We start from the raw sequence: 18,947 nt of genomic DNA on the forward strand, positions 1-18,947 counted from the left end.
TTTTAGTTTGGATGTCTTTCACAGCCATTTTTATTTATTTTCCAGCAGACAGTACATTTTTCACCTTCAGCTTTATTAGTAATTACTGTTATTTCACTTGATGAACTTTTTTCAACTATAGCGCTTGAAGTGATACATAACTCTGAAAAATCTATATCTTTAAAACTATCAATCATTTTATCATTTAAATTAATTAATATATTTGCCTCTAAGCTTGAGCCTATCTCTTTAGTTGCTCGTTTTGCTTCTATACTAATATTGCAAATATCTCTTATTTTTTTTAATTCAATCCATTTGTTATTTAATTGATTGTTTTCAAAAGATTTTGGAAACTCCATAAATTTTTCAAGATGAATGCTTTTTTCATCTTTATTAATCAACGTAAAAATTTCTTCAGTTGTAAATGATAAAATTGGTGCAAACCATTTGCTTAAAGACTCAAGCAATATATTTAAAACTATAATACAACTTTTTCTTCTTTCCGAGTCTTTGCTATCACAATATAAAGCATCTTTTCTGATATCAAAATAAAATGCAGATAAATCTACAGTACAAAAATTCAATAGTTCTTTATAAAGATTATGAAAATCATATGATCTAAAATAGTTTTTAAAATTTTTATTTAGCTCATATACTCTATGAAGCATATATTGCTCTAATTCAGGTAATTGATTTAAATCTAATTTTTCTAAATCTATCTTTTTAAAATCATCATTTAAATTTCCTAATAAATATCTAAAGGTATTCCTAATTTTCCTATAAGAATCCGCATGCTGTTCTAAAATTGAATAATCTATTCTTAAATCCTCCTCATAATTGGATGACGCAACCCATATTCTTAAAATATCAGCACCATATTTTTTTAGAATATCCTCAGGTGCAATTACGTTTCCAACAGATTTTGACATTTTCAGACCTTTGCCATCCACAACAAATCCGTGTGATAATATCGACTCATAAGGCGCTCTCCCTCTTGTTCCACAAGATTCTAATAGTGACGAATGAAACCATCCTCTATGCTGGTCAGAACCCTCTAAATACATTGATGCTGGCCATTGAAGATCTTCTCTTTTTTCTAAAACAAATGCATGAGTGCAACCGCTATCAAACCAAACTTCAACAATATCACTTATTTTTTCGTAATCTTCTGCTTTATATTTATCCCCTAAAAATCTTTGAGGACTATCAGAAAACCAACAATCAGAACCTTCTTTTTCATAAATACTCGCAATATTCTCATTTACATTATCATCTACTAAAATTTCTTTAGTAGTTTTATGAACAAATATTGGAAGTGGAACTCCCCAAACTCTTTGTCTTGAAACACACCAATCTGGCCTTGTTTCAATCATTGCTTTTATTCTTTCTCTGCCTTTGTCTGGATAAAATTTAGTATCATCAAGAGCTTTTAATGCTTTTTTTCTCAAGCCATGACTTTCCATAGAAATAAACCATTGCGGAGTTGCTCTATGAACAAGAGGTGCTTTTGATCTCCATGAATGTGGATATGAATGAACTAGTTCCCCATCAGATAATAATTTTTTTTGTTCTTTTAATTTTTCAATAACAATTGGATTAGCTTTGAAAATATGAGTTCCCTCAAATAAAGGAAGGTTTTTAGTATATTTACCATCACCATCTACTGTCTCTATGGCTTTTATCCCATGCTTTAAACAAAGATTAAAATCATCAGGACCATGACTGGGTGCACAATGAACAATGCCTGTTCCCTGTTCTGTTGTAACAAATCTTGCTTCAAGCATTGGTACATCATAATCATAACCTAGCTCTAAGAAAGGGTGACTACAAATTGTATCTTTAAAATCCTTACCCTTAAATTTTTTTATTTCTTTGTAACTTTTGATTTCACAATCTTTGATCACAGATTCTAGTAGAGCTTCCGCAACAACTATTTTTTTATTCTTAAAATCTCCTTCATCACCTAATTCAATTATTAAATAATCTAAAGCTTCATTATATGCTAGAGCTTTGTTTGCAGGTATGGTCCATGGAGTGGTTGTCCATATAATAACATCTGTATTTTCTAATTCTTTTATATTTGTTTTCTTAACTGGGAAGGCTGTATAAATTGTATCTGATTTATGATCTTGATACTCAACCTCAGCATCTGCTAAAGCTGTTTTTTCTACAGTTGACCAAAGAACAGGTTTAAAACCTCTATAAAGACTTCCTTCTTTTAAAAATTTTCCTAATTCTCTTACGATTTGAGCTTCTGCTTCAAAGCTCATTGTTGCGTAATGATTATCCCAATCTCCAACAACACCTAATCGTTTAAATTGTGTTTTGTGAACTTCAATCCATTTTTCAGCAAACTCTCTACACTCTTTTCTAAATTCTGTTATTGGAACTTCATTTTTATTTTTTTTGTTTTTTTTATATTGCTCTTCGATTTTCCACTCAATCGGTAAACCATGACAATCCCATCCTGGAACATATACAGAATCTTTACCATCCATTTGATGAAATTTAACAATGATATCTTTCAAAATTTTATTTAAAGCTGTACCCATGTGAATATTACCATTCGCATATGGTGGGCCATCGTGAAGTATGAACTTCTCTTTTCCCTTATTAGATTTTCTCAACTCCTTATAAAGGTCAATTTTTTTCCAATATTCTAAAATTTCAGGTTCTTTGTTCTGTAAATTTGCTTTCATGGAGAAAGCTGTTTTAGGTAAATTTATATTTTCTTTGCTCATATTAACTTTTTTTAGCAACTTTTAAGTCACTTTGAATTTGTTTTTTTAATTGATCAACGTTTTTGAATTTTTTCTCTTTTCTTATAAATTTTGTGAACTCTACTGATAAATACTTATTATAAAGATTTCCAGAAAAATTAAAAATATGAACTTCTAATAAAATTTTTTTTTGATTAAAAGTTGGTCTATAACCAAGATTAGCAATCGCTTTTAGTGATTTATTGGAGTTTTTTTGTTTTACTTTAACGGCATAAACTCCGGGCATTGCTATCACATAATCTTTAATATCAATATTGCAGGTTGGAAAACCAATTTTTTTTCCTTGCTGTCTTCCCTTTTGAACAATTCCTTCAATAGACCAATTTCGACTTAATAACTTATTAGTTTTCTTTAACTGTCCTTTTTCTAGAAGAGAGCGGATATATGTTGAAGAGATAACTTTTTTATTTAAAATTAGTGGTTGTGGTTTTACTATTTTGTAATGGTATCTTTCTTCATTTTTTATTAACTGCCTAACATCTCCCTCTCTTTTATTACCAAATCTAAAGTTATTGCTAACAAATATGTATTGAGCTTCTAATTTTTTTGATAAAATTTCTTTAATAAAAAAATCAGACTTAATTGCAGAAAATTTTTTATCAAATTTTTTAGTAATTATAAAATCGACCCCTAAATGATCTAAAATTATTTTTTTTTGATTTATATTAGAAATTCTAAAGTTTTTAAAATTTTTATTAAAAAACATTTTAGGCATTGGCTCAAATGTTAAAACACCAATTTTTAGGTTAAATTTTTTTTTATAAGTATTTGCTAATTTAAATAATTTTTGATGACCTAAATGAACGCCATCAAAATTTCCAATCAAGATAATTGATTTTTTATGATTATTTGAAATTTTAAAATCTTTATACAGCTTCATATTTCACCACTTTAATTCTGTTTGAATAAAGTTTACAACAACTTCATATTTTTTTGAAATTACATCAATACCTTCTTTTTTAATTTCATCTTTATGAACACCATTTGATATAATTAATGAATTAAAATTTAAAAGATTGGCTCCCTTAATATCTGTATTTAAATTATCACCGATAGATAAAACTCTTTTTCCTTCATTGTTAATTGCTTGATTATAAACTTCAGGAAAAGGTTTTCCAAAATAAATAACCTCTCCTCCCATTTTTTCAAAAACAAGAGCTACAGACCCTGCACATAATTCTCTTTTTTCACCTCTATCAACAATTAAATCTGGATTAGTGCATATCATTTTCTTATCCATATGATCATTGAACAACTCTTTGTAATATTTTAAATCCTCACCTTGCTGCTCAAATAATCCTGTACAGAGTAAGTACGAGCTTTCTTTAATGTTATTAGTCTTATTTTTTTTAAAATCTAAAAATAAATCAAAATCTCTTGGTGGTCCCACATGATAAAACTTTTCTTCTAGAGAATTTTTTTTTAAATAATTCAGCGCCGCTTCTCCTGAGGAATAAACTTTTTCTCTAATTTCTTTATTCATCCCCATTTTTTCTAAAAAATTGTTTACTATTTTATTGGGCCTTGGCGCATTGGTTAAAAGAACATAATCTTTGTTTGCTTTGGTAATTTCTTCTAAGGCTTCGATTGCGTTTTTATGAAGAGTTATCCCATTATGAACAACACCCCATAAATCGATATAAAAAATATCATAATTCTCTACAATCGACCTTAATCCATCCTTATCTAAATTCTTAGTCATTATGGGAGGTATAACTTATAAAAAACACAATTTCTCTGGTTTTTTGCCTTACATATTTTTTTTAACATCTCTTGAAATAGTAAACCTAATAGCTATATGAGTCGCATAATAAAAGGAGAATTTATGAAATTTAAACCGTTACACGATAGAGTTTTAATAGAAGTTTTAGACAGTAGTGAAAAAACTGCTGGAGGAATAATTATCCCCGATACAGCTCAAGAAAAGCCTCAAGAAGGTAAAGTTATTGCTGTTGGTGGTGGTGCAAAAACTGAAGATGGAAAACTAATTCCAATGGATGTGAAAGTTGGAGACAAAGTTCTTTTTGGCAAATGGTCAGGAACTGAAATCAAAATAGATGGCAAAGAATACAGCATAATGAAAGAGTCTGACATTATGGGTATTTCTGGCAAATAATTTAATTTAAAGGAGAAAATAAAATGGCAAAAGTTGTAAAATTCGACTCTGAAGCAAGAGCAGCAATGATAAGAGGTGTTGATATCCTTGCTAACACAGTAAAAGTTACTCTTGGACCAAAAGGTAGAAACGTTGTTATCGACAAATCTTATGGTGCACCAAGAATTACTAAAGATGGTGTTTCTGTTGCAAAAGAAATTGATCTTGAAGATAAATTTGAAAACATGGGTGCTCAAATGGTTAAGGAAGTTGCTAGCAAAACAAATGAGGAAGCTGGTGATGGAACAACTACAGCAACTATTTTAGCACAAGCAATTGTTAAAGAAGGTGTAAAATATGTAACAGCTGGCATGAACCCTATGGATGTTAAAAGAGGAATAGACTCAGCAGTAGATCATGTTAAAGCAAGTTTAATTGCTTCAGCAAAAAAAGTAAAAGATACTGATGAAATTGCTCAAGTTGGAACTATTTCAGCTAATGGTGATAAAGAAATTGGTAACATGATTGCAAAAGCTATGCAAAAAGTTGGCAATGAAGGTGTTATCACTGTTGAAGAAGCTAAGGGAGTAGAAACTGAGTTAGACGTTGTTGAAGGTATGCAGTTTGATAGAGGTTATTTATCACCATACTTTATTACTAACGCTGATAAAATGACTACAGAGTTAGAAAACCCTTTCATCTTATTGCATGAAAAGAAATTAACTAACTTACAACCAATGGTTCCACTTTTAGAAGCTGTTGTACAAGCTGGTAGACCACTAATGATTATTTCTGAAGATGTTGAGGGCGAAGCTCTTGCAACTCTTGTTGTAAATAAACTTAGAGGTGGTTTAAAAGTTGTTGCAGTTAAAGCTCCAGGTTTTGGTGATAGAAGAAAATCAATGCTTGATGATATTGCAATTTTAACTGGTGGTCAGGTTATTTCCGAAGATATTGGTGTTAAACTTGAAAACGTTAAACTTACTGATCTTGGATCTTGTAAGAGAGTTAAAGTTGATAAAGATAACAGCACAATCATTAGCGGCAATGGTAAAAAATCTGAAATTGAAGCTAGATGTGCTCAAATCAAACAACAAGTAGGTGAAACAACTTCTGATTATGACAGAGAAAAACTTCAAGAAAGACTAGCAAAACTTGCTGGTGGAGTTGCTGTAATCAAAGTTGGTGGTGCAACTGAAGTAGAAGTTAAAGAAAGAAAAGATAGAGTTGAAGATGCTCTTAATGCAACTAGAGCTGCTGCTGAAGAAGGAATAGTAGTTGGTGGTGGTTGTGCTCTTTTATACGCTTCACAAAGTCTTGACACACTTAAAGTTAAAGGAGACGATCAAAAAGCTGGTGTTGCATTAGTTGCAAAGGCTTTACAGGCTCCTATTAGACAAATAACTTTAAATGCTGGAGTTGATGGTTCAGTTGTAGTTGGAAAACTACTTGAACAAAATAAAAAGAATATGGGTTACGATGCTCAGAACGAAGAATACGTTGATATGTTCGCGAAAGGTATCATCGATCCTGTTAAAGTTGTAAGAACAGCTTTACAAGATGCAGCTTCGATTGCTGGATTACTTGTAACTACTGAAGCCATGATTGCTGATAAACCAGACGACAAAGATTCTGGTGCCGGTGGAATGCCTGGTGGAATGCCTGGTGGAATGGGCGGCATGGGTGGCATGGGTGGAATGGGTATGTAATACGTTTCCATTTAGAGAACACTCTAAATACATACACTAAACAAAATTAGAACCCTCAGAAAGAAATTTCTGGGGGTTTTTTTTAATTCTTAATCACCTTGTAAACAATTTTGTTCCAATTGTAATGTTGAGAGATGGTGTTAACAATTAATATTCTTTTATTATCCATATCAATTATCATTTGTTGACCTGCGAAACCATCCATTGCAAAAATAACTCTATCTTTCATACCTTTGTATGAAAAATGAATTTGACCACCATATTCATAAGTGGCGCCTGCAGAGTTATTATTAGTTTCTCTTTTATGTTTACTTTTTTTGGTGATTCTATTGTCATAAATAAATCTTAGATAATCACCAATACAACTATCTGAATGGTAATCATTCATAATTGTTTTTGCTATTCTTAAATAATCTTCAGAAGTTGCAAAGAAACTATATCTTTGACTGCCTTTCACCACATCTTTTGGAGACCATGAAACTTTCATAAAGTGAAAAGTATCTTTAATCCCAACATGATCAGCAAATATTTTTTTTAATAATTTTTCGTAATCTTTACCAACTTTGTGTATTGCATAGTTAATTGCAACACCAGTTGACATTGCATTATAATTGTAACGTGAGTTTTCTTTTTTCTTTTTTGTACCTTTGAACCACAGCATGCTCTCTGCAACAGTTCTTCTATTGACTTGTTTATTTCTTTCACCATTAAAAAGTCCATCATCGTTAAACTTTGTTTCACCTATGTAGTCTTCATCACCTGATGTCATATTCAATACTTGTAATAAAGTGTTGTCTGCATACAGAGTGTCATTTAAAACAATCCAATCATCTAGTTTAACATTTACTGAGTCGATGTATCCCTCACAAACAGCATGACCTATAACGTATGAAATCATCGATTTACCAATTGAATTTGATCTTAAAACATTTTTATTTTTTTTAATTACATCATTATAATTTTTCTTATTAATAACAATCTTGCCATTTTCATATAATAAATAATTAACTAATCCCGTTTTGTCTCTGTTATCTAATTGTTTTTGCACATATTGAGAAAGTTTATTATCAACCAATTCTGTTTCTAATTTTTGATAATTGTCACCACCTTGAACCTTATAACTAACACCTGTAAAATTTTGCTCCTCTATTTTATGATCTGAGTATGCATTTGTGTTAAGTATTATTGTTAGGATTGCTATTATAAAATAATTTTTCATATTAAAATCATTTCATTTTTTAATTAAATTTTCAATACTTTTGAGTTTCTTTTGAATTTGACCCCAAGAGTGATGAACAGTGATGAACAATTTTAAGAAAACTTAAGTAAATCAGTAATAATTAAACTGCTTAAAAAGAATGTAATCCCAATCTTTTCAAAAAGAAATTCAAAGGCCATCTTTTTAGGTGGCCTTTTTTTTTATTAAGCTGTTATAAGATTAAGATATGTCAAAAAGATACAGTGGAAAATCATTTAAAGATTCAAGTACTGCTAAAAAACCAAAATTAAGCCTGAAAGAAAAAAGAAAAAATAAAAAAGAGAAATCTAAAAAATCTTAGACTTTAGCTCTTTTTTGACTGTGTTTTTTGAAGGTAAAGCTTTTAGGTCTATCACTTCTGCTTTTAAACTTCTTCTTTCCATCAAAACTAGAGTTTTTTTTCTCTTCACTAGTTGATGAACTTTCAGATGTTTTTTTTCCAAAGTATTTTGGATTATTTGTGAATCCTGTTGGTTTCGAGTTATCCTTTTTTGTAAAACTAGATTTTCCTTTGTACCCGAAACTTTTTTTCTCTCCATCTCTTGATGATCGATCAGGTCTTCCATAACTAGAGGGTTTTGATTTATCTCCAAAACTAGATTTTCCTTTGTACCCGAAACTTTTTTTCTCTCCATCTCTTGATGATCGATCAGGTCTTCCATAACTAGAGGGTTTTGATTTATCTCCAAAACTAGATTTTCCTTTGTACCCGAAACTTTTTTTCTCTCCATCTCTTGATGATCGATCAGGTCTTCCATAACTAGAGGGTTTTGATTTATCTCCAAAACTAGATTTTCCTTTGTACCCGAAACTTTTTTTCTCTCCATCTCTTGATGATCGATCAGGTCTTCCTTTACCGAATGATTTTTTTTCATCTCTGAATTTTCTTTTTTTATTGTAAGGAGCTTTTCCTCTTTTTCCTCCTCTTGAGTCTCCTCTTGCGCCACGAGGTGCAGGTTTAAAGTTTGGATCAATTAATTTACTAATTTCATTCCACATCGATCTATCATCTGGGGTAAGAAAAGTTAAAGCAGAACCTTCTGTTCCTGCTCTAGCAGTTCTTCCAATTCTATGAACATAATCTTCTGGTACTTGTGGAAGATCAAAATTAATTACATGTTGAATTAAAGGAATATCTAAACCTCTTGCAGCAACATCTGTTGCAATTAATATTCTCTTAAGGCCTTTTCTAAATGAGGTAATTACACGATCTCTTTTACTTTGACGAAGATCTCCATGAATAGCATCCGCTGAATGACCCTCTTCTTTAAGACGCTTAACCATTTTATCAGCACCTCTTTTAGTTTTAACAAAAACTAATATTGATCCTTTTCTTGCTATAAATTGGTCTACTAGTTGATCGTATTTATTCTCTTTAAAAACTTGAAGAGTTTCTTGTTTAATTTTTGCAATAGGTACTGATGTTGACCCTGTTGAAATTCTTTGAGGCTTATTTAGATATCTCTCAGAAATTCTAACAATATTCTGAGGTAGTGTTGCAGAAAATAATAAAGTTTGATGATCTTTTGGAACAAATTTTAAAATTAATTCTATTTGAGGGGTAAAACCCATATCTAACATTCTGTCAGTTTCATCTAGTACTAGATATTTGGTAGCTGATAGATTTAAACTTTTTCTTTTTAAGTGGTCATTAATTCTTCCAGGAGTTCCAACTATTATTCTTGATCTATTACCTAGTTGTCTAAGTTGTTTTTGCATTGCCTCTCCACCAATAAGTAAGGCAGTTTTAATGTTAATTTTATCACTAATAATGCTTTTAATTGCAGCCATTACTTGAGTTGCAAGCTCTCTAGTTGGACACATAACTAATGCAAATGCATTTTTATCTAATATTAATTTATTTATTAGAGGAATGCTGAATGCCAATGTTTTTCCAGTTCCTGTTTGAGCTGTTCCTAAAATATCTTTTCCCTCTAAAGCAACAGGAATTGCCATCGCCTGAATTGGAGTTGGTTTCGTAAACTTCATTTTTTCCAATGAATTCTTTAACGAATCTTCTATTTTTAGTAATTTAAAGTTTTCCATTTAGGTATTTAGATTTTTTAAAATTTAAGGAGATATGCTCTTAATCCTTTAATACGTCTAATTTATATAGGGATATCTATACGTTTTTATAACAATCACAAGAAGTGAATTTTTAGAATAATTAATTTAAGCAAGCAAATATTGATTTTTTTTAAGTTTTCAAATGACTCAATTAATGTATAAGAGCGTCAAATTATGAGTAACAATATTCGAAACATCACAATTATCGCTCACGTTGACCATGGTAAAACAACTATGATTGATAATCTAATGAAACAAAGTGGTTCATTTAGAGAAAATGAAGTTGTAGATGAAAGATTGATGGACTCTGGGGAGTTGGAAAAAGAAAGAGGAATTACTATTCTAGCTAAACCTGCTTCTATTGATTGGCAAGGTACTAGAGTTAATATTATCGATACACCAGGTCACAGAGATTTTGCAGCTGAAGTAGAACGTGTTTTAAGTATGGCTGATGGTGCTTTATTATTAATTGACTCTGCTGAAGGTGTAATGCCACAAACAAAATTCGTACTAGCAAAAGCTCTTAAGCAAGGTTTAAAGCCCATTGTTGTAATTAACAAACTGGATAAAGCTGATCAAAGAGCTAATGAAGTTTTAGATGAAACATTTGACTTATTTGTAAGTTTAGATGCAAACGAGGAACAATTAGACTTTCCAGTTATGTACGCAAGTGGAAGATCTGGATGGGCAGATAAAGAAGTAGATGGACCAAGAGAAAATCTTCACCCATTATTAGATTTAATCATAGAACATGTTAAGCCGGCAGATCTTGATAAAACTAAACCTTTCGCAATGCTATCTACTTTATTATACGCAGATAGTTTCTTAGGTAGAAGTTTAGTTGGAAAAATATCTCAAGGAACAGCAAAAGCTAACCAGCCTATTAAAGCAATAAATCTTAAAGGTGAGAAAGTTGATGAAGGTAGATTAACTAAAATTTTTAGATACGAGGGAACTAAAAAAGTACCCATTGAAGTTGGTGAAGCAGGAGATATTGTTGTAATTGCAGGTTTAGAAAAAGCTAATGTAGCAGATACAATTTGCGATCTTGAAGTAAACGATCCACTTCCAGCAACTCCAATAGATCCTCCAACAATGTCTATTACTATAAGTGTGAATAGTTCACCTTTAGCTGGGACAGAAGGTAAAAAATTAACAAGTACTCAAATCAGAGATAGACTGGTTACTGAAGCACAAAATAATGTTGGAATTTCTTTTTCTCAAAATGCAAACGTAGATGCTTTTGTAATTAGTGGTCGTGGTGAGCTTATGCTTGAAATTCTACTGACACAAATGAGACGTGAAGGTTTTGAAATGACTGTAAGTCCTCCAAAAGTTTTGTACCAAAAAGATGAAAATGGTAACAGACTAGAACCAATTGAAGAGATTACTGTTGATGTAGATGAAGAGTTTTCATCAAAGATTATTGACTCAATGAATAGAAGAAAAGGTAAATTACTTGATCTTAAAGATACAGGAAAAGATAAAAAAAGATTAATCTTTCATGCACCAACAAGAGGCTTGATGGGTTACACAAGTAGATTTTTAACTTTAACAAAAGGAACAGGTGTAATTAATAGAATCTTCCATGGTTATGGAAAATTTGAAGGTGAAATGGATGGCAGAAAAAATGGTGCTTTAATTTCAATGGCAAACGGAAAAGCTGTTGCATTTGCAATATTTAACTTGCAGGCAAGAGGTGAAATGTTTGTAACTCATAATGATCCCGTTTATGAAGGAATGATTGTCGGATTAGCCCCAAAACCAGGTGATATGATTATTAATGTGATGAAAGGTAAGCAGTTAACGAATATGAGAACTCAAGGAACTGATGAAAATGTTGTGCTTACACCGGTAAGACAAATGTCAATTGCTGAACAATTAAGTATGCTAAATACTGATGAAGCTTTGGAGATTACTCCAAAATCTCTTAGATTAAGAAAAGCCATTCTAAATCCTAATGACAGAAAAAAGAATGAGAAATCTGGAACACCTCTTTAATTAAAAGTTTTTCCAACAAGATATAATCCTAAAGCAACTGAAGGTCCTATTCCAAAAGCAAATAATAAAGTTCCAACTCCAACTGTTCCACCTAAATACCACCCAATAGACATCACTGTTATTTCAAGAAAAGCTCTTACAGTTGCAATGGGTAAGTTAGTTTTTTTTTGTAAACCAACCATTAGTCCATCTCTTGGTCCTGCACCTAAGTTTGCAACAAGATAAATCCCCCCACCAAGACCAACCGTAAGTACAGCAATTGTTGCTAAAATTAATTGATTTAAATAATTTTCAGGAGTTGGTATAAATTTTATGCAGACATCGATCATTAAACCAATAATTATTGCATTTAAAATTGTTCCAATTCCAGGTTTTTGTTTAAGTGGTAACCAAAGAAACAAAACTCCAATACTAATTAATACTGTTATTATTCCAATTGAAAGATCAACATTCAATGCAATACCTTGTGCAAGAATAGACCAAGGGGAAGCCCCCGCAAAAGAAACTATTAATAATCCCTCACCTAGACCAAATAAAACTAATCCAAGACACAAAAAAAAGAAAGTTGAAATTTTTGGTTTAAGATTTAATGGTTTTTCAGAACTCCAATATACTTTAGGAATATTTTTAATTTTCAAGAACATATTTTCAATAAATTACTTCTTTTAAAATTAAAGTCTATTATTGTTACTCCTTTATGAAAAAATTTTTTATATTAATATTTTTCTTAGTATATTCACTCAGCTCTAATGCTCATATGGCGCATTATAATAAATTTAATAAAATTGAAATGGAGATTTTAAAAGATGGTGAAGTTATTGGTTATAATTATTATTTTTTTAAAAAGGATGGAGATAAGACAACCGTTACAAATCAAATTAAATTTACAGTGAAATTATTTGGTGCAACAATTTTTGAAATTGAAGGGTATGGAGAAGAAAAGTATATTAAAGATCAATTAATTTCTTTTAATTCCAAAACACTTCAAAATGATAAAAAAAAATATGTAAATTTAGAATTTAATAAACAAACAAATAAATTTGATATTCAGGGTTCTTCCTATAGTGGTATAGCATCAATAAATAACGTAGTTGGAAACTGGTGGAGCCATAAAATTTTACAAACTGATAGTCAAATTAGTCCAATATCAGGTAGCATCAAAGAACAAGTGGTAACCTTTGTTGCTAAAGAAAAAATTGAACTCTATGGTAAAACCTATGACGTGGATCATTTTAAATTAACCTCAAAAGACATGTCTTTACCAAAAGATAAAAGACTTAATTTTGATATATGGTTTGATAAAAAAAATTCATTAATTTTAAAGGTTACTTATTCTAGATTAGGAAATTGGGAATATAAGGTTAAAAAGTTCGAATAAAACTATTTATTTATTTTATTAAAAAGATCTTGAGCACTTATCCATCCCGACTCTAGTCTAGGTCCAACAAACCAATCTGCACAAACTCCTAGGTTTAAGAAAGAATTCCAATAACTTTTAATTCTCAAAGGTTTTGAGTTAGATGAATATTTCCAGCCATGATTTAATGAAAATAAAACTTTAGTTTTTTTGATACCTGTAAGTTTAAAAAACTGCTCAATCATAATCTTTGTGTTCAATTTTTTATTTTCTCGATTTTTATCAATTTTTTTATTTGCCCATGAGTAAGAGCTCTGCAAAGTCCAAAGATCATTTTTACTTTTAAATCTCATTTTACTATTTTCATTTCCAGCCCAACCTAAAATTTTATCATTAAAAAAATAACTACTAACATTAAGTTTACTTTTTTTTGTTGCCATCATGACTGTTATATTTGCATCCATTTTTATTTTTTGATTAATAAATGAATGTTTAATATATTTTTTTGAAAGTTTTTTTAACTGAGGAAATGGACAGGTTAATATCAATGATTTATATAATTTTTTTGATCCATCAGAAAAATATATTTCCCAAACTTTATTTTTTTTAAAAATTTTAATTACTTCACTATTAAAATTGCAGTTGATATCTTTTAATAGATATTTGCTGATTGCGTTGTTACCTTTTTTTCCAATTATTTTAATATGTTTTTTGTCTTCTTTCTTATCAGTATTTAAAAATAAATGCTTTCCTGGCCATTTTTTAACAATTTTTTTAGAAATTAAACTTTTTATAAATTTTTTAAATTGAATACTTTTTGGTGAAATATATTGAACACCATGATCAAAGCTTTCATTCTTATTAAGCTTTTTATTAGACGATCTTCCCCCAACTCCTCTCGCTTTGTCATAAACATCTAATGAATATTTTTTACTGAGAGAATTTGCAATTGTTGCACCAGAAATACCTGAGCCAATAATACAGAAATCCTTCATTTACCCGCAACTACCATGCCTTCTATTAACATCGTTGGAGCATTGGTAGAATATTTAAACTCAAGATCATCAGCCAAAGTAATATTTTTGAATATATCTTTAAAATTTCCAGCAATAGTTATTTCACTTACTGGATATTTAAACACTCCATTTTCAACCATAAACCCTGTGGCACCTACAGAATAATCTCCTGTAACTAAATTACTTCCATGACCGATTGTTTCTGTAATATATAAAGTTCTTTGATTTAATTTTAATAAATCCTTGTAAGAAATGGAACCTTTTTCAAAATATAAATTACTTGTTCCGCCACTTCTACCATTTGACTTAAGGTTTAGCTTTTTTCCATTATAGGTATCTACTAAATAATGTTTTAAAACACCTTGATCTACCAGCTTTAATTCATCAGTTTTCACTCCTTCAGAATCAAAATACCTTGACCCTAACCCTTTAACTATATTAGGTTTATCAAAAATATTTATTGAAGAGGTAAATATTTCCTCATTAATTTTATCTTTTAAAAAAGATGTGCCTCTTGCAATTGAGGAAGCAGATATTGCGCTTGCAAAAGTACTCAATATTCCTTTTGAAATTCTTCTATCAAAGACAATACTAATTTTTTCACTTTCTATTTTTCTTGGATCTAATTTTTGTAGTGTTTTTTTTGCTGCCATTTCACCAATTTGATTAGGTTTTAACATATCATTTAGATGACAAGTGCTGGTAAATTCATAATCTCTTTCCATTTTATTATTAGAATCTTTTGCTACAGCCACACATGATGCTGAAAAAGAAGAAGATTTATAACCATTTAAAAAACCATCACTGCTAGCTAATATAAAATTTGATTTTGACTCAGAGAAACCAGTTTCTGTATTAATAATTTCTTTTTTTTGAAATGCAGCCTCTTCTACTTCTTTTAAATATTCAATTTTTTCATCATTCTCTATATGGTCATCATCATATAAATTTAGATCATTAATTTTATTAGCCAGTAAGTCTTTATCTGGTAATGAATTATATTCATCCTCTGGAGTAATTTTTGTTGTCTCAATACATCTTTCAACCAATGTCTTGATATTTTCTTCAGTAAGATTTGAAGAGGAAATACTTGATTTTTTTTTGCCGATATAAGTTGTAAGACTAACCCCTAGGCTATCTGACCGATCAGATTCGTCTAATTTTTTATTTCTAAAATTTACTGTTTCTGAGATAGAGTGCACCACAGCAGCAGTTGAGTCTGTTGCTCCAAGTTTTTTTGCTAAATCTATACAAAAAGAAGCTGTCTTTTTTAAATAATCTTGATCTTTAACCATATGATTTATAATTGAGTTCCACCAACAGTCATTTTATCAATTAAGATCGATGGTTGTGCCACACCTACTGGAACACCTTGCCCTGCTTTTCCACAAGTTCCAATACCTGGGTCAAGCATCATGTTGTTGCCAACCAATGAAACTTCTTTTAAAATTGAAGGTCCATCACCAATTAACGTTGCCCCCTTAATAGGTGATCCAATTTTACCATTAATAATTTCATAAGCTTCTGTACAGTTAAATACAAATTTTCCTGAAGTAATATCTACTTGCCCACCACCAAAACTTACTGCAAATATTCCTTTATCAACCGATTTAATCATCTCTTCTTGAGAATACTTTCCATTTAACATCATGGTATTTCTCATTCTTGGGAGAACAACATGTTTGTAGCTTTCCCGTCTTCCACTACCTGTTGATCTTGTATTCATCAATCTAGCATTTAGTCGATCTTGCATAAAATTTTTTAATATACCATTTTCTATTAAAACAGTTTTTTCAGTAGGTGTCCCTTCATCATCTATTGTTAAACTTCCTCTTCTATTATGAAGAGTTCCATCATCAACTATAGTAACACCCTCACTAGCAACTCTTTGACCCATTAAATTATGAAAAGCAGATGTTTTTTTTCTGTTAAAGTCACCTTCAAGACCATGCCCTATAGCTTCATGAATTAGTATTGCTGGCCAGCCCGATCCTAAAACAACTTTCATTTCTCCTGCCGGTGCAGGTTTACTTTCAAGATTTACTGAAGCAATTCTAAATGCTTCATCACATACTTTTTTCCAATTATCATCTTTAAGATATTCATCATAAGATTGTCTTCCACCAATTCCATAAACTCCTGTTTCTTTTTTTCCATCTTTCTCAAGCATGACTGAAACATTAAAACGAATTAAAGGCCTAACATCTGTTAACACTTCACCTCCAGATCTTATAATTTCTATAGATTTATGCTCACCTGCAAAACTAGCAGTGACTTGTTTTACCATTCCACCTTTGGCTCTCGTATAGTTATTAACTTCTTTTAAAAGATCCAATTTAGATTGTAGTGATTTTTCTTCTATCGGATTCACATCTTTATAAAATTTTTCATTAGTTTGTGGAATTTCATGATTATAAATACCTTTTTGAGATTTCAATGTTGAGCTTAGATTGCTAGCTGATTGTTTTAATGATTTTTTTGAAATTTCATTTGAATGAGAATAAGCTACTACTTCACCAGTAACCGCCCTTAAGCCATATCCTAGATCAGAACTATAACTAGAACTCTTTATTTTATCATCATCAAGTACAATAGATTCACTTTTAGAGTTTTCTAAGTAAAGCTCACCATCATCACAACTATTTAATGTTTCTGATATAATGCTCTCAGCATCTTTTCTTGATAAATCTGTTTTAGTAAAAAAATCATTCATACATAACAAGTAATAGTTATAATTATTTTTTCAATTGTCGTATTTCGCACATATACAATCTATCGGATTCTATATAATTTTAGGAATAAATTAAAAAAAAGGACAATATAATGAAAAAATTTGATGAATTAATGAACGTTTCTAACGAGATAAAAAATATTTCGGTAGATGAAGCCAAAGAAAAACTAAACGACCCAAATGTTCAATTTATAGACGTAAGAGATAAAAATAGTTTTGAGTCAGAGACTATTGGTAATGCTGTAAATTTAGAAAGAGGCTTATTAGAGTTTTATTTAGCTGATGGTAGTCCTTTAGAAAATGAAATGTTTAAGAAAAATCCTGACAAAGAATATATAGTTTTTTGCGGTCTTGGAGGTCAGAGCACACTAGCAACAAAAACTATGCAGGAAATGGGAATAAAAAATGTGAAAAATATGACTGGTGGAATGACAGCTTGGAAAGATAAAAAATAGATTGTGAAAGTTTATTTTAATAATTCATGTAAAATTTGCCGTGCTGAGATAAATTTGTATAAAAAACAAAATATTAAAGACATAGAATGGGTGGATATTACAAATAATAAATCAGCAGAAATAGAAACTCAAAGAAATGCTAAGAACCTTTTGCGTAGACTTCATATTAAAGATGGGGAGAAAGTAATTGGAGGGGCGGAAGCTTTTTTATTAGTATGGAAAAAAATTCCTAAATATAAGTTTCTTTATAGTTTCTTTAAAACTCCAATAATTTTTACTTTATTTTCATTTTTTTATGAGATTATTGCTTTCTTTTTATTTTTAAAAAATAAGAAACAACTTTTGAAATAAGTTTTTAATGTTGAGATGAGGCACTGAATAAAATATGTTTTACTTATGAAAGTTTTCATACTATTCGTATTTATATTTAGTTTTGTTTCTTCTGCTCAGTCATCTCAGAAAGTTATTTTAAATAATCTTTTTGACCAACTTCAAATTATTGATAATTCAAAAAGTGCTGCTCTATTGGAGCAAAAAATTTGGTCTGTCTGGAATGAACATCCTAGTGATTTTAAATTAACTGAAAAGTTAGAGTTTGGAACAGAGTTAATGCAATATGGTGATTATAATTATGCATTAAAAGTTTTTAATAATATCTTGGAGAATGACCCTAAATGGTCTGAAGCCTGGAATAAAAGAGCAACTGTATATTTTTTAATGAGTCAGTTTAAAAATTCATTAAATGATATTGATAAAGTTTTAGATATAGAGCCTAGACACTTTGGGGCTTTATCAGGACAAGCAAGAATTTTCATAAAACTTCAAGAATATGAAAAAGCAATTAAGAGTATTGAAAGCGCATTAGAATTCTATCCATCATTTAAAAGTCGTGAACTAATACCTGAAATTGAAAGATTGATTAAAGAAGATAGTATCTAATTTAATCTTTTTTAGCTCTTTTTCTTGAAATTAACTGAGTTAACGAGTCAACCATTAGATCTGATGCTTTAAATATTTCATTTGATTTGAATTCATGAGATAAATTTTTCTCAGGATCTGATTTATCTTCAATGACTATTCCTTCATCAGGAGAATTATTTTTTATATAAATTAATAGCAGCCACTCTTCATCAGGTGCTTCATCCCATTTGATAAAGATTTCGCCAGTTTCAAATCTTTGATCAATGCATCTAAAAATAGACATGTGTCTAGTGATGTGCCGTTTATTTAGTTGAAAAACTAAACTACTGGCACTTCTGTAAAAGCTTTCAAGAGAAAGTTCAATTTTCTGCCTCGCAACTTTATGATCTTTCTCTTTTTGAAGTAAAGTATCTCTATCCTCATCACCTTGGATTTTTACTCCTAAAGCTTCTACTCTCTCTCTAATTTTTTGGTCTCTTATAATTCTATATTTATCTTTTAGTTTCTCTATCCTTGCTTGAAGACCAGCATAATCATCTCTTTTTTCTTTTAATGAAATCTTTTCAAGTTTTTCTAAT

General features: G+C 30.2%; 17 protein-coding genes. 7 read left to right on the forward strand and 10 right to left on the reverse strand.

All coding sequences use genetic code 11. The features are described from left to right. Positions 1-2 precede the first annotated feature (2 nt). From ileS to AC5SL3_RS05645, 3 genes are read right to left on the reverse strand one after another with little or no spacing between them, the layout of a single operon-like run. The gene (gene ileS, locus AC5SL3_RS05635; protein ID WP_494577858.1) at positions 3-2,720 is read right to left on the reverse strand and encodes an isoleucine--tRNA ligase; all 2,718 of its coding nucleotides are present in this window, start codon (positions 2,718-2,720) and stop codon (positions 3-5) included. Between the two features lies 1 nt (position 2,721). Beyond that, a complete protein-coding gene (gene ribF / locus AC5SL3_RS05640; RefSeq protein ID WP_494577860.1) occupies positions 2,722-3,639 on the reverse strand; it encodes a riboflavin biosynthesis protein RibF in 918 nt (305 codons plus the stop codon). A 3-nt stretch (positions 3,640-3,642) separates the two neighbouring features. Further along, positions 3,643-4,461, reverse strand: a complete 819-nt coding sequence (locus AC5SL3_RS05645) for a TIGR01459 family HAD-type hydrolase (protein ID WP_494577861.1) — start codon at positions 4,459-4,461, stop codon at positions 3,643-3,645. Positions 4,462-4,584: 123 nt separating this feature from the next. On the opposite strand from AC5SL3_RS05645, the gene groES reads away from it, so the two are divergent. Further along, positions 4,585-4,875, forward strand: coding sequence for a co-chaperone GroES (gene groES, locus AC5SL3_RS05650; protein WP_006997749.1), 291 nt, complete (start codon positions 4,585-4,587; stop codon positions 4,873-4,875). A 23-nt stretch (positions 4,876-4,898) separates the two neighbouring features. Beyond that, entirely contained in the window at positions 4,899-6,563 is a 1,665-nt protein-coding gene (gene groL, locus AC5SL3_RS05655; protein WP_006997748.1) for a chaperonin GroEL, read from the forward strand. Positions 6,564-6,645: 82 nt separating this feature from the next. Here groL and AC5SL3_RS05660 read toward each other — a convergent pair whose 3' ends face one another. Beyond that, entirely contained in the window at positions 6,646-7,782 is a 1,137-nt protein-coding gene (locus AC5SL3_RS05660; protein WP_494577862.1) for a serine hydrolase, read from the reverse strand. Positions 7,783-8,118: 336 nt separating this feature from the next. Further along, on the reverse strand, positions 8,119-9,867 hold the full coding sequence (locus AC5SL3_RS05665) for a DEAD/DEAH box helicase (protein ID WP_494577864.1): 1,749 nt from the start codon (positions 9,865-9,867) through the stop codon (positions 8,119-8,121). A 195-nt stretch (positions 9,868-10,062) separates the two neighbouring features. Between AC5SL3_RS05665 and typA the strand changes: the two genes are divergently transcribed. Further along, positions 10,063-11,889: a translational GTPase TypA gene (typA, locus tag AC5SL3_RS05670; RefSeq protein ID WP_020168841.1), complete on the forward strand. Its 1,827-nt coding sequence runs from the start codon at positions 10,063-10,065 to the stop codon at positions 11,887-11,889. Here the strand turns inward: typA and yczE are convergent. Beyond that, complete coding sequence (yczE, locus tag AC5SL3_RS05675) at positions 11,886-12,533, reverse strand: membrane protein YczE (protein ID WP_027306921.1); 648 nt, start codon at positions 12,531-12,533, stop codon at positions 11,886-11,888. The genes typA and yczE overlap by 4 nt on opposite strands. Positions 12,534-12,586: 53 nt before the next feature. Here yczE and AC5SL3_RS05680 point away from each other — a divergent pair, with 53 nt between their 5' ends. Beyond that, the gene (locus tag AC5SL3_RS05680; RefSeq protein ID WP_027306920.1) at positions 12,587-13,267 is read left to right on the forward strand and encodes a DUF6134 family protein; all 681 of its coding nucleotides are present in this window, start codon (positions 12,587-12,589) and stop codon (positions 13,265-13,267) included. 2 nt (positions 13,268-13,269) lie between these two features. On the opposite strand, the gene AC5SL3_RS05685 is transcribed toward AC5SL3_RS05680, so the two are convergent. From AC5SL3_RS05685 to tldD, 3 genes are read right to left on the reverse strand one after another with little or no spacing between them, the layout of a single operon-like run. Continuing rightward, complete coding sequence (locus tag AC5SL3_RS05685; RefSeq protein WP_494577865.1) at positions 13,270-14,241, reverse strand: NAD(P)-binding protein; 972 nt, start codon at positions 14,239-14,241, stop codon at positions 13,270-13,272. Next, positions 14,238-15,557: a TldD/PmbA family protein gene (locus AC5SL3_RS05690; RefSeq protein WP_494577867.1), complete on the reverse strand. Its 1,320-nt coding sequence runs from the start codon at positions 15,555-15,557 to the stop codon at positions 14,238-14,240. Before AC5SL3_RS05690 ends, AC5SL3_RS05685 begins: the two co-directional genes overlap by 4 nt. Before the next feature lie 5 nt (positions 15,558-15,562). Next, entirely contained in the window at positions 15,563-16,975 is a 1,413-nt protein-coding gene (gene tldD, locus AC5SL3_RS05695; RefSeq protein ID WP_011281517.1) for a metalloprotease TldD, read from the reverse strand. 110 nt (positions 16,976-17,085) lie between these two features. On the opposite strand from tldD, the gene AC5SL3_RS05700 reads away from it, so the two are divergent. Genes AC5SL3_RS05700 through AC5SL3_RS05710 form a run of 3 tightly spaced genes read left to right on the forward strand, consistent with a single transcriptional unit; the run spans position 17,086 to position 18,387 of the window. Further along, on the forward strand, positions 17,086-17,448 hold the full coding sequence (locus AC5SL3_RS05700) for a rhodanese-like domain-containing protein (protein ID WP_271564001.1): 363 nt from the start codon (positions 17,086-17,088) through the stop codon (positions 17,446-17,448). A 3-nt stretch (positions 17,449-17,451) separates the two neighbouring features. After that, positions 17,452-17,799, forward strand: a complete 348-nt coding sequence (locus tag AC5SL3_RS05705) for a thiol-disulfide oxidoreductase DCC family protein (protein ID WP_006997738.1) — start codon at positions 17,452-17,454, stop codon at positions 17,797-17,799. Positions 17,800-17,844: 45 nt separating this feature from the next. Continuing rightward, positions 17,845-18,387: a tetratricopeptide repeat protein gene (locus AC5SL3_RS05710; protein WP_494577869.1), complete on the forward strand. Its 543-nt coding sequence runs from the start codon at positions 17,845-17,847 to the stop codon at positions 18,385-18,387. A gap of 1 nt (position 18,388) precedes the next feature. Here AC5SL3_RS05710 and AC5SL3_RS05715 read toward each other — a convergent pair whose 3' ends face one another. Next, on the reverse strand, positions 18,389-18,652 hold the full coding sequence (locus tag AC5SL3_RS05715; RefSeq protein ID WP_494573954.1) for a hypothetical protein: 264 nt from the start codon (positions 18,650-18,652) through the stop codon (positions 18,389-18,391). Positions 18,653-18,947: the final 295 nt, after the last annotated feature.

The sequence above is a fragment of the Candidatus Pelagibacter sp. PS_34 genome, from assembly GCF_059417845.1.

Bases quoted from the DNA above. Each gene is read 5' to 3' on its own strand.
- ileS (WP_494577858.1), bottom strand. From the start codon at position 2,720: ATGAGCAAAGAAAATATAAATTTACCTAAAACAGCTTTCTCCATGAAA.
- ribF (WP_494577860.1), bottom strand. From the start codon at position 3,639: ATGAAGCTGTATAAAGATTTTAAAATTTCAAATAATCATAAAAAATCA.
- AC5SL3_RS05645 (WP_494577861.1), bottom strand. From the start codon at position 4,461: ATGACTAAGAATTTAGATAAGGATGGATTAAGGTCGATTGTAGAGAAT.
- groES (WP_006997749.1), top strand. From the start codon at position 4,585: ATGAAATTTAAACCGTTACACGATAGAGTTTTAATAGAAGTTTTAGAC.
- groL (WP_006997748.1), top strand. From the start codon at position 4,899: ATGGCAAAAGTTGTAAAATTCGACTCTGAAGCAAGAGCAGCAATGATA.
- AC5SL3_RS05660 (WP_494577862.1), bottom strand. From the start codon at position 7,782: ATGAAAAATTATTTTATAATAGCAATCCTAACAATAATACTTAACACA.
- AC5SL3_RS05665 (WP_494577864.1), bottom strand. From the start codon at position 9,867: ATGGAAAACTTTAAATTACTAAAAATAGAAGATTCGTTAAAGAATTCA.
- typA (WP_020168841.1), top strand. From the start codon at position 10,063: ATGAGTAACAATATTCGAAACATCACAATTATCGCTCACGTTGACCAT.
- yczE (WP_027306921.1), bottom strand. From the start codon at position 12,533: ATGTTCTTGAAAATTAAAAATATTCCTAAAGTATATTGGAGTTCTGAA.
- AC5SL3_RS05680 (WP_027306920.1), top strand. From the start codon at position 12,587: ATGAAAAAATTTTTTATATTAATATTTTTCTTAGTATATTCACTCAGC.
- AC5SL3_RS05685 (WP_494577865.1), bottom strand. From the start codon at position 14,241: ATGAAGGATTTCTGTATTATTGGCTCAGGTATTTCTGGTGCAACAATT.
- AC5SL3_RS05690 (WP_494577867.1), bottom strand. From the start codon at position 15,557: ATGGTTAAAGATCAAGATTATTTAAAAAAGACAGCTTCTTTTTGTATA.
- tldD (WP_011281517.1), bottom strand. From the start codon at position 16,975: ATGAATGATTTTTTTACTAAAACAGATTTATCAAGAAAAGATGCTGAG.
- AC5SL3_RS05700 (WP_271564001.1), top strand. From the start codon at position 17,086: ATGAAAAAATTTGATGAATTAATGAACGTTTCTAACGAGATAAAAAAT.
- AC5SL3_RS05710 (WP_494577869.1), top strand. From the start codon at position 17,845: ATGAAAGTTTTCATACTATTCGTATTTATATTTAGTTTTGTTTCTTCT.
- AC5SL3_RS05715 (WP_494573954.1), bottom strand. From the start codon at position 18,652: ATGTCTATTTTTAGATGCATTGATCAAAGATTTGAAACTGGCGAAATC.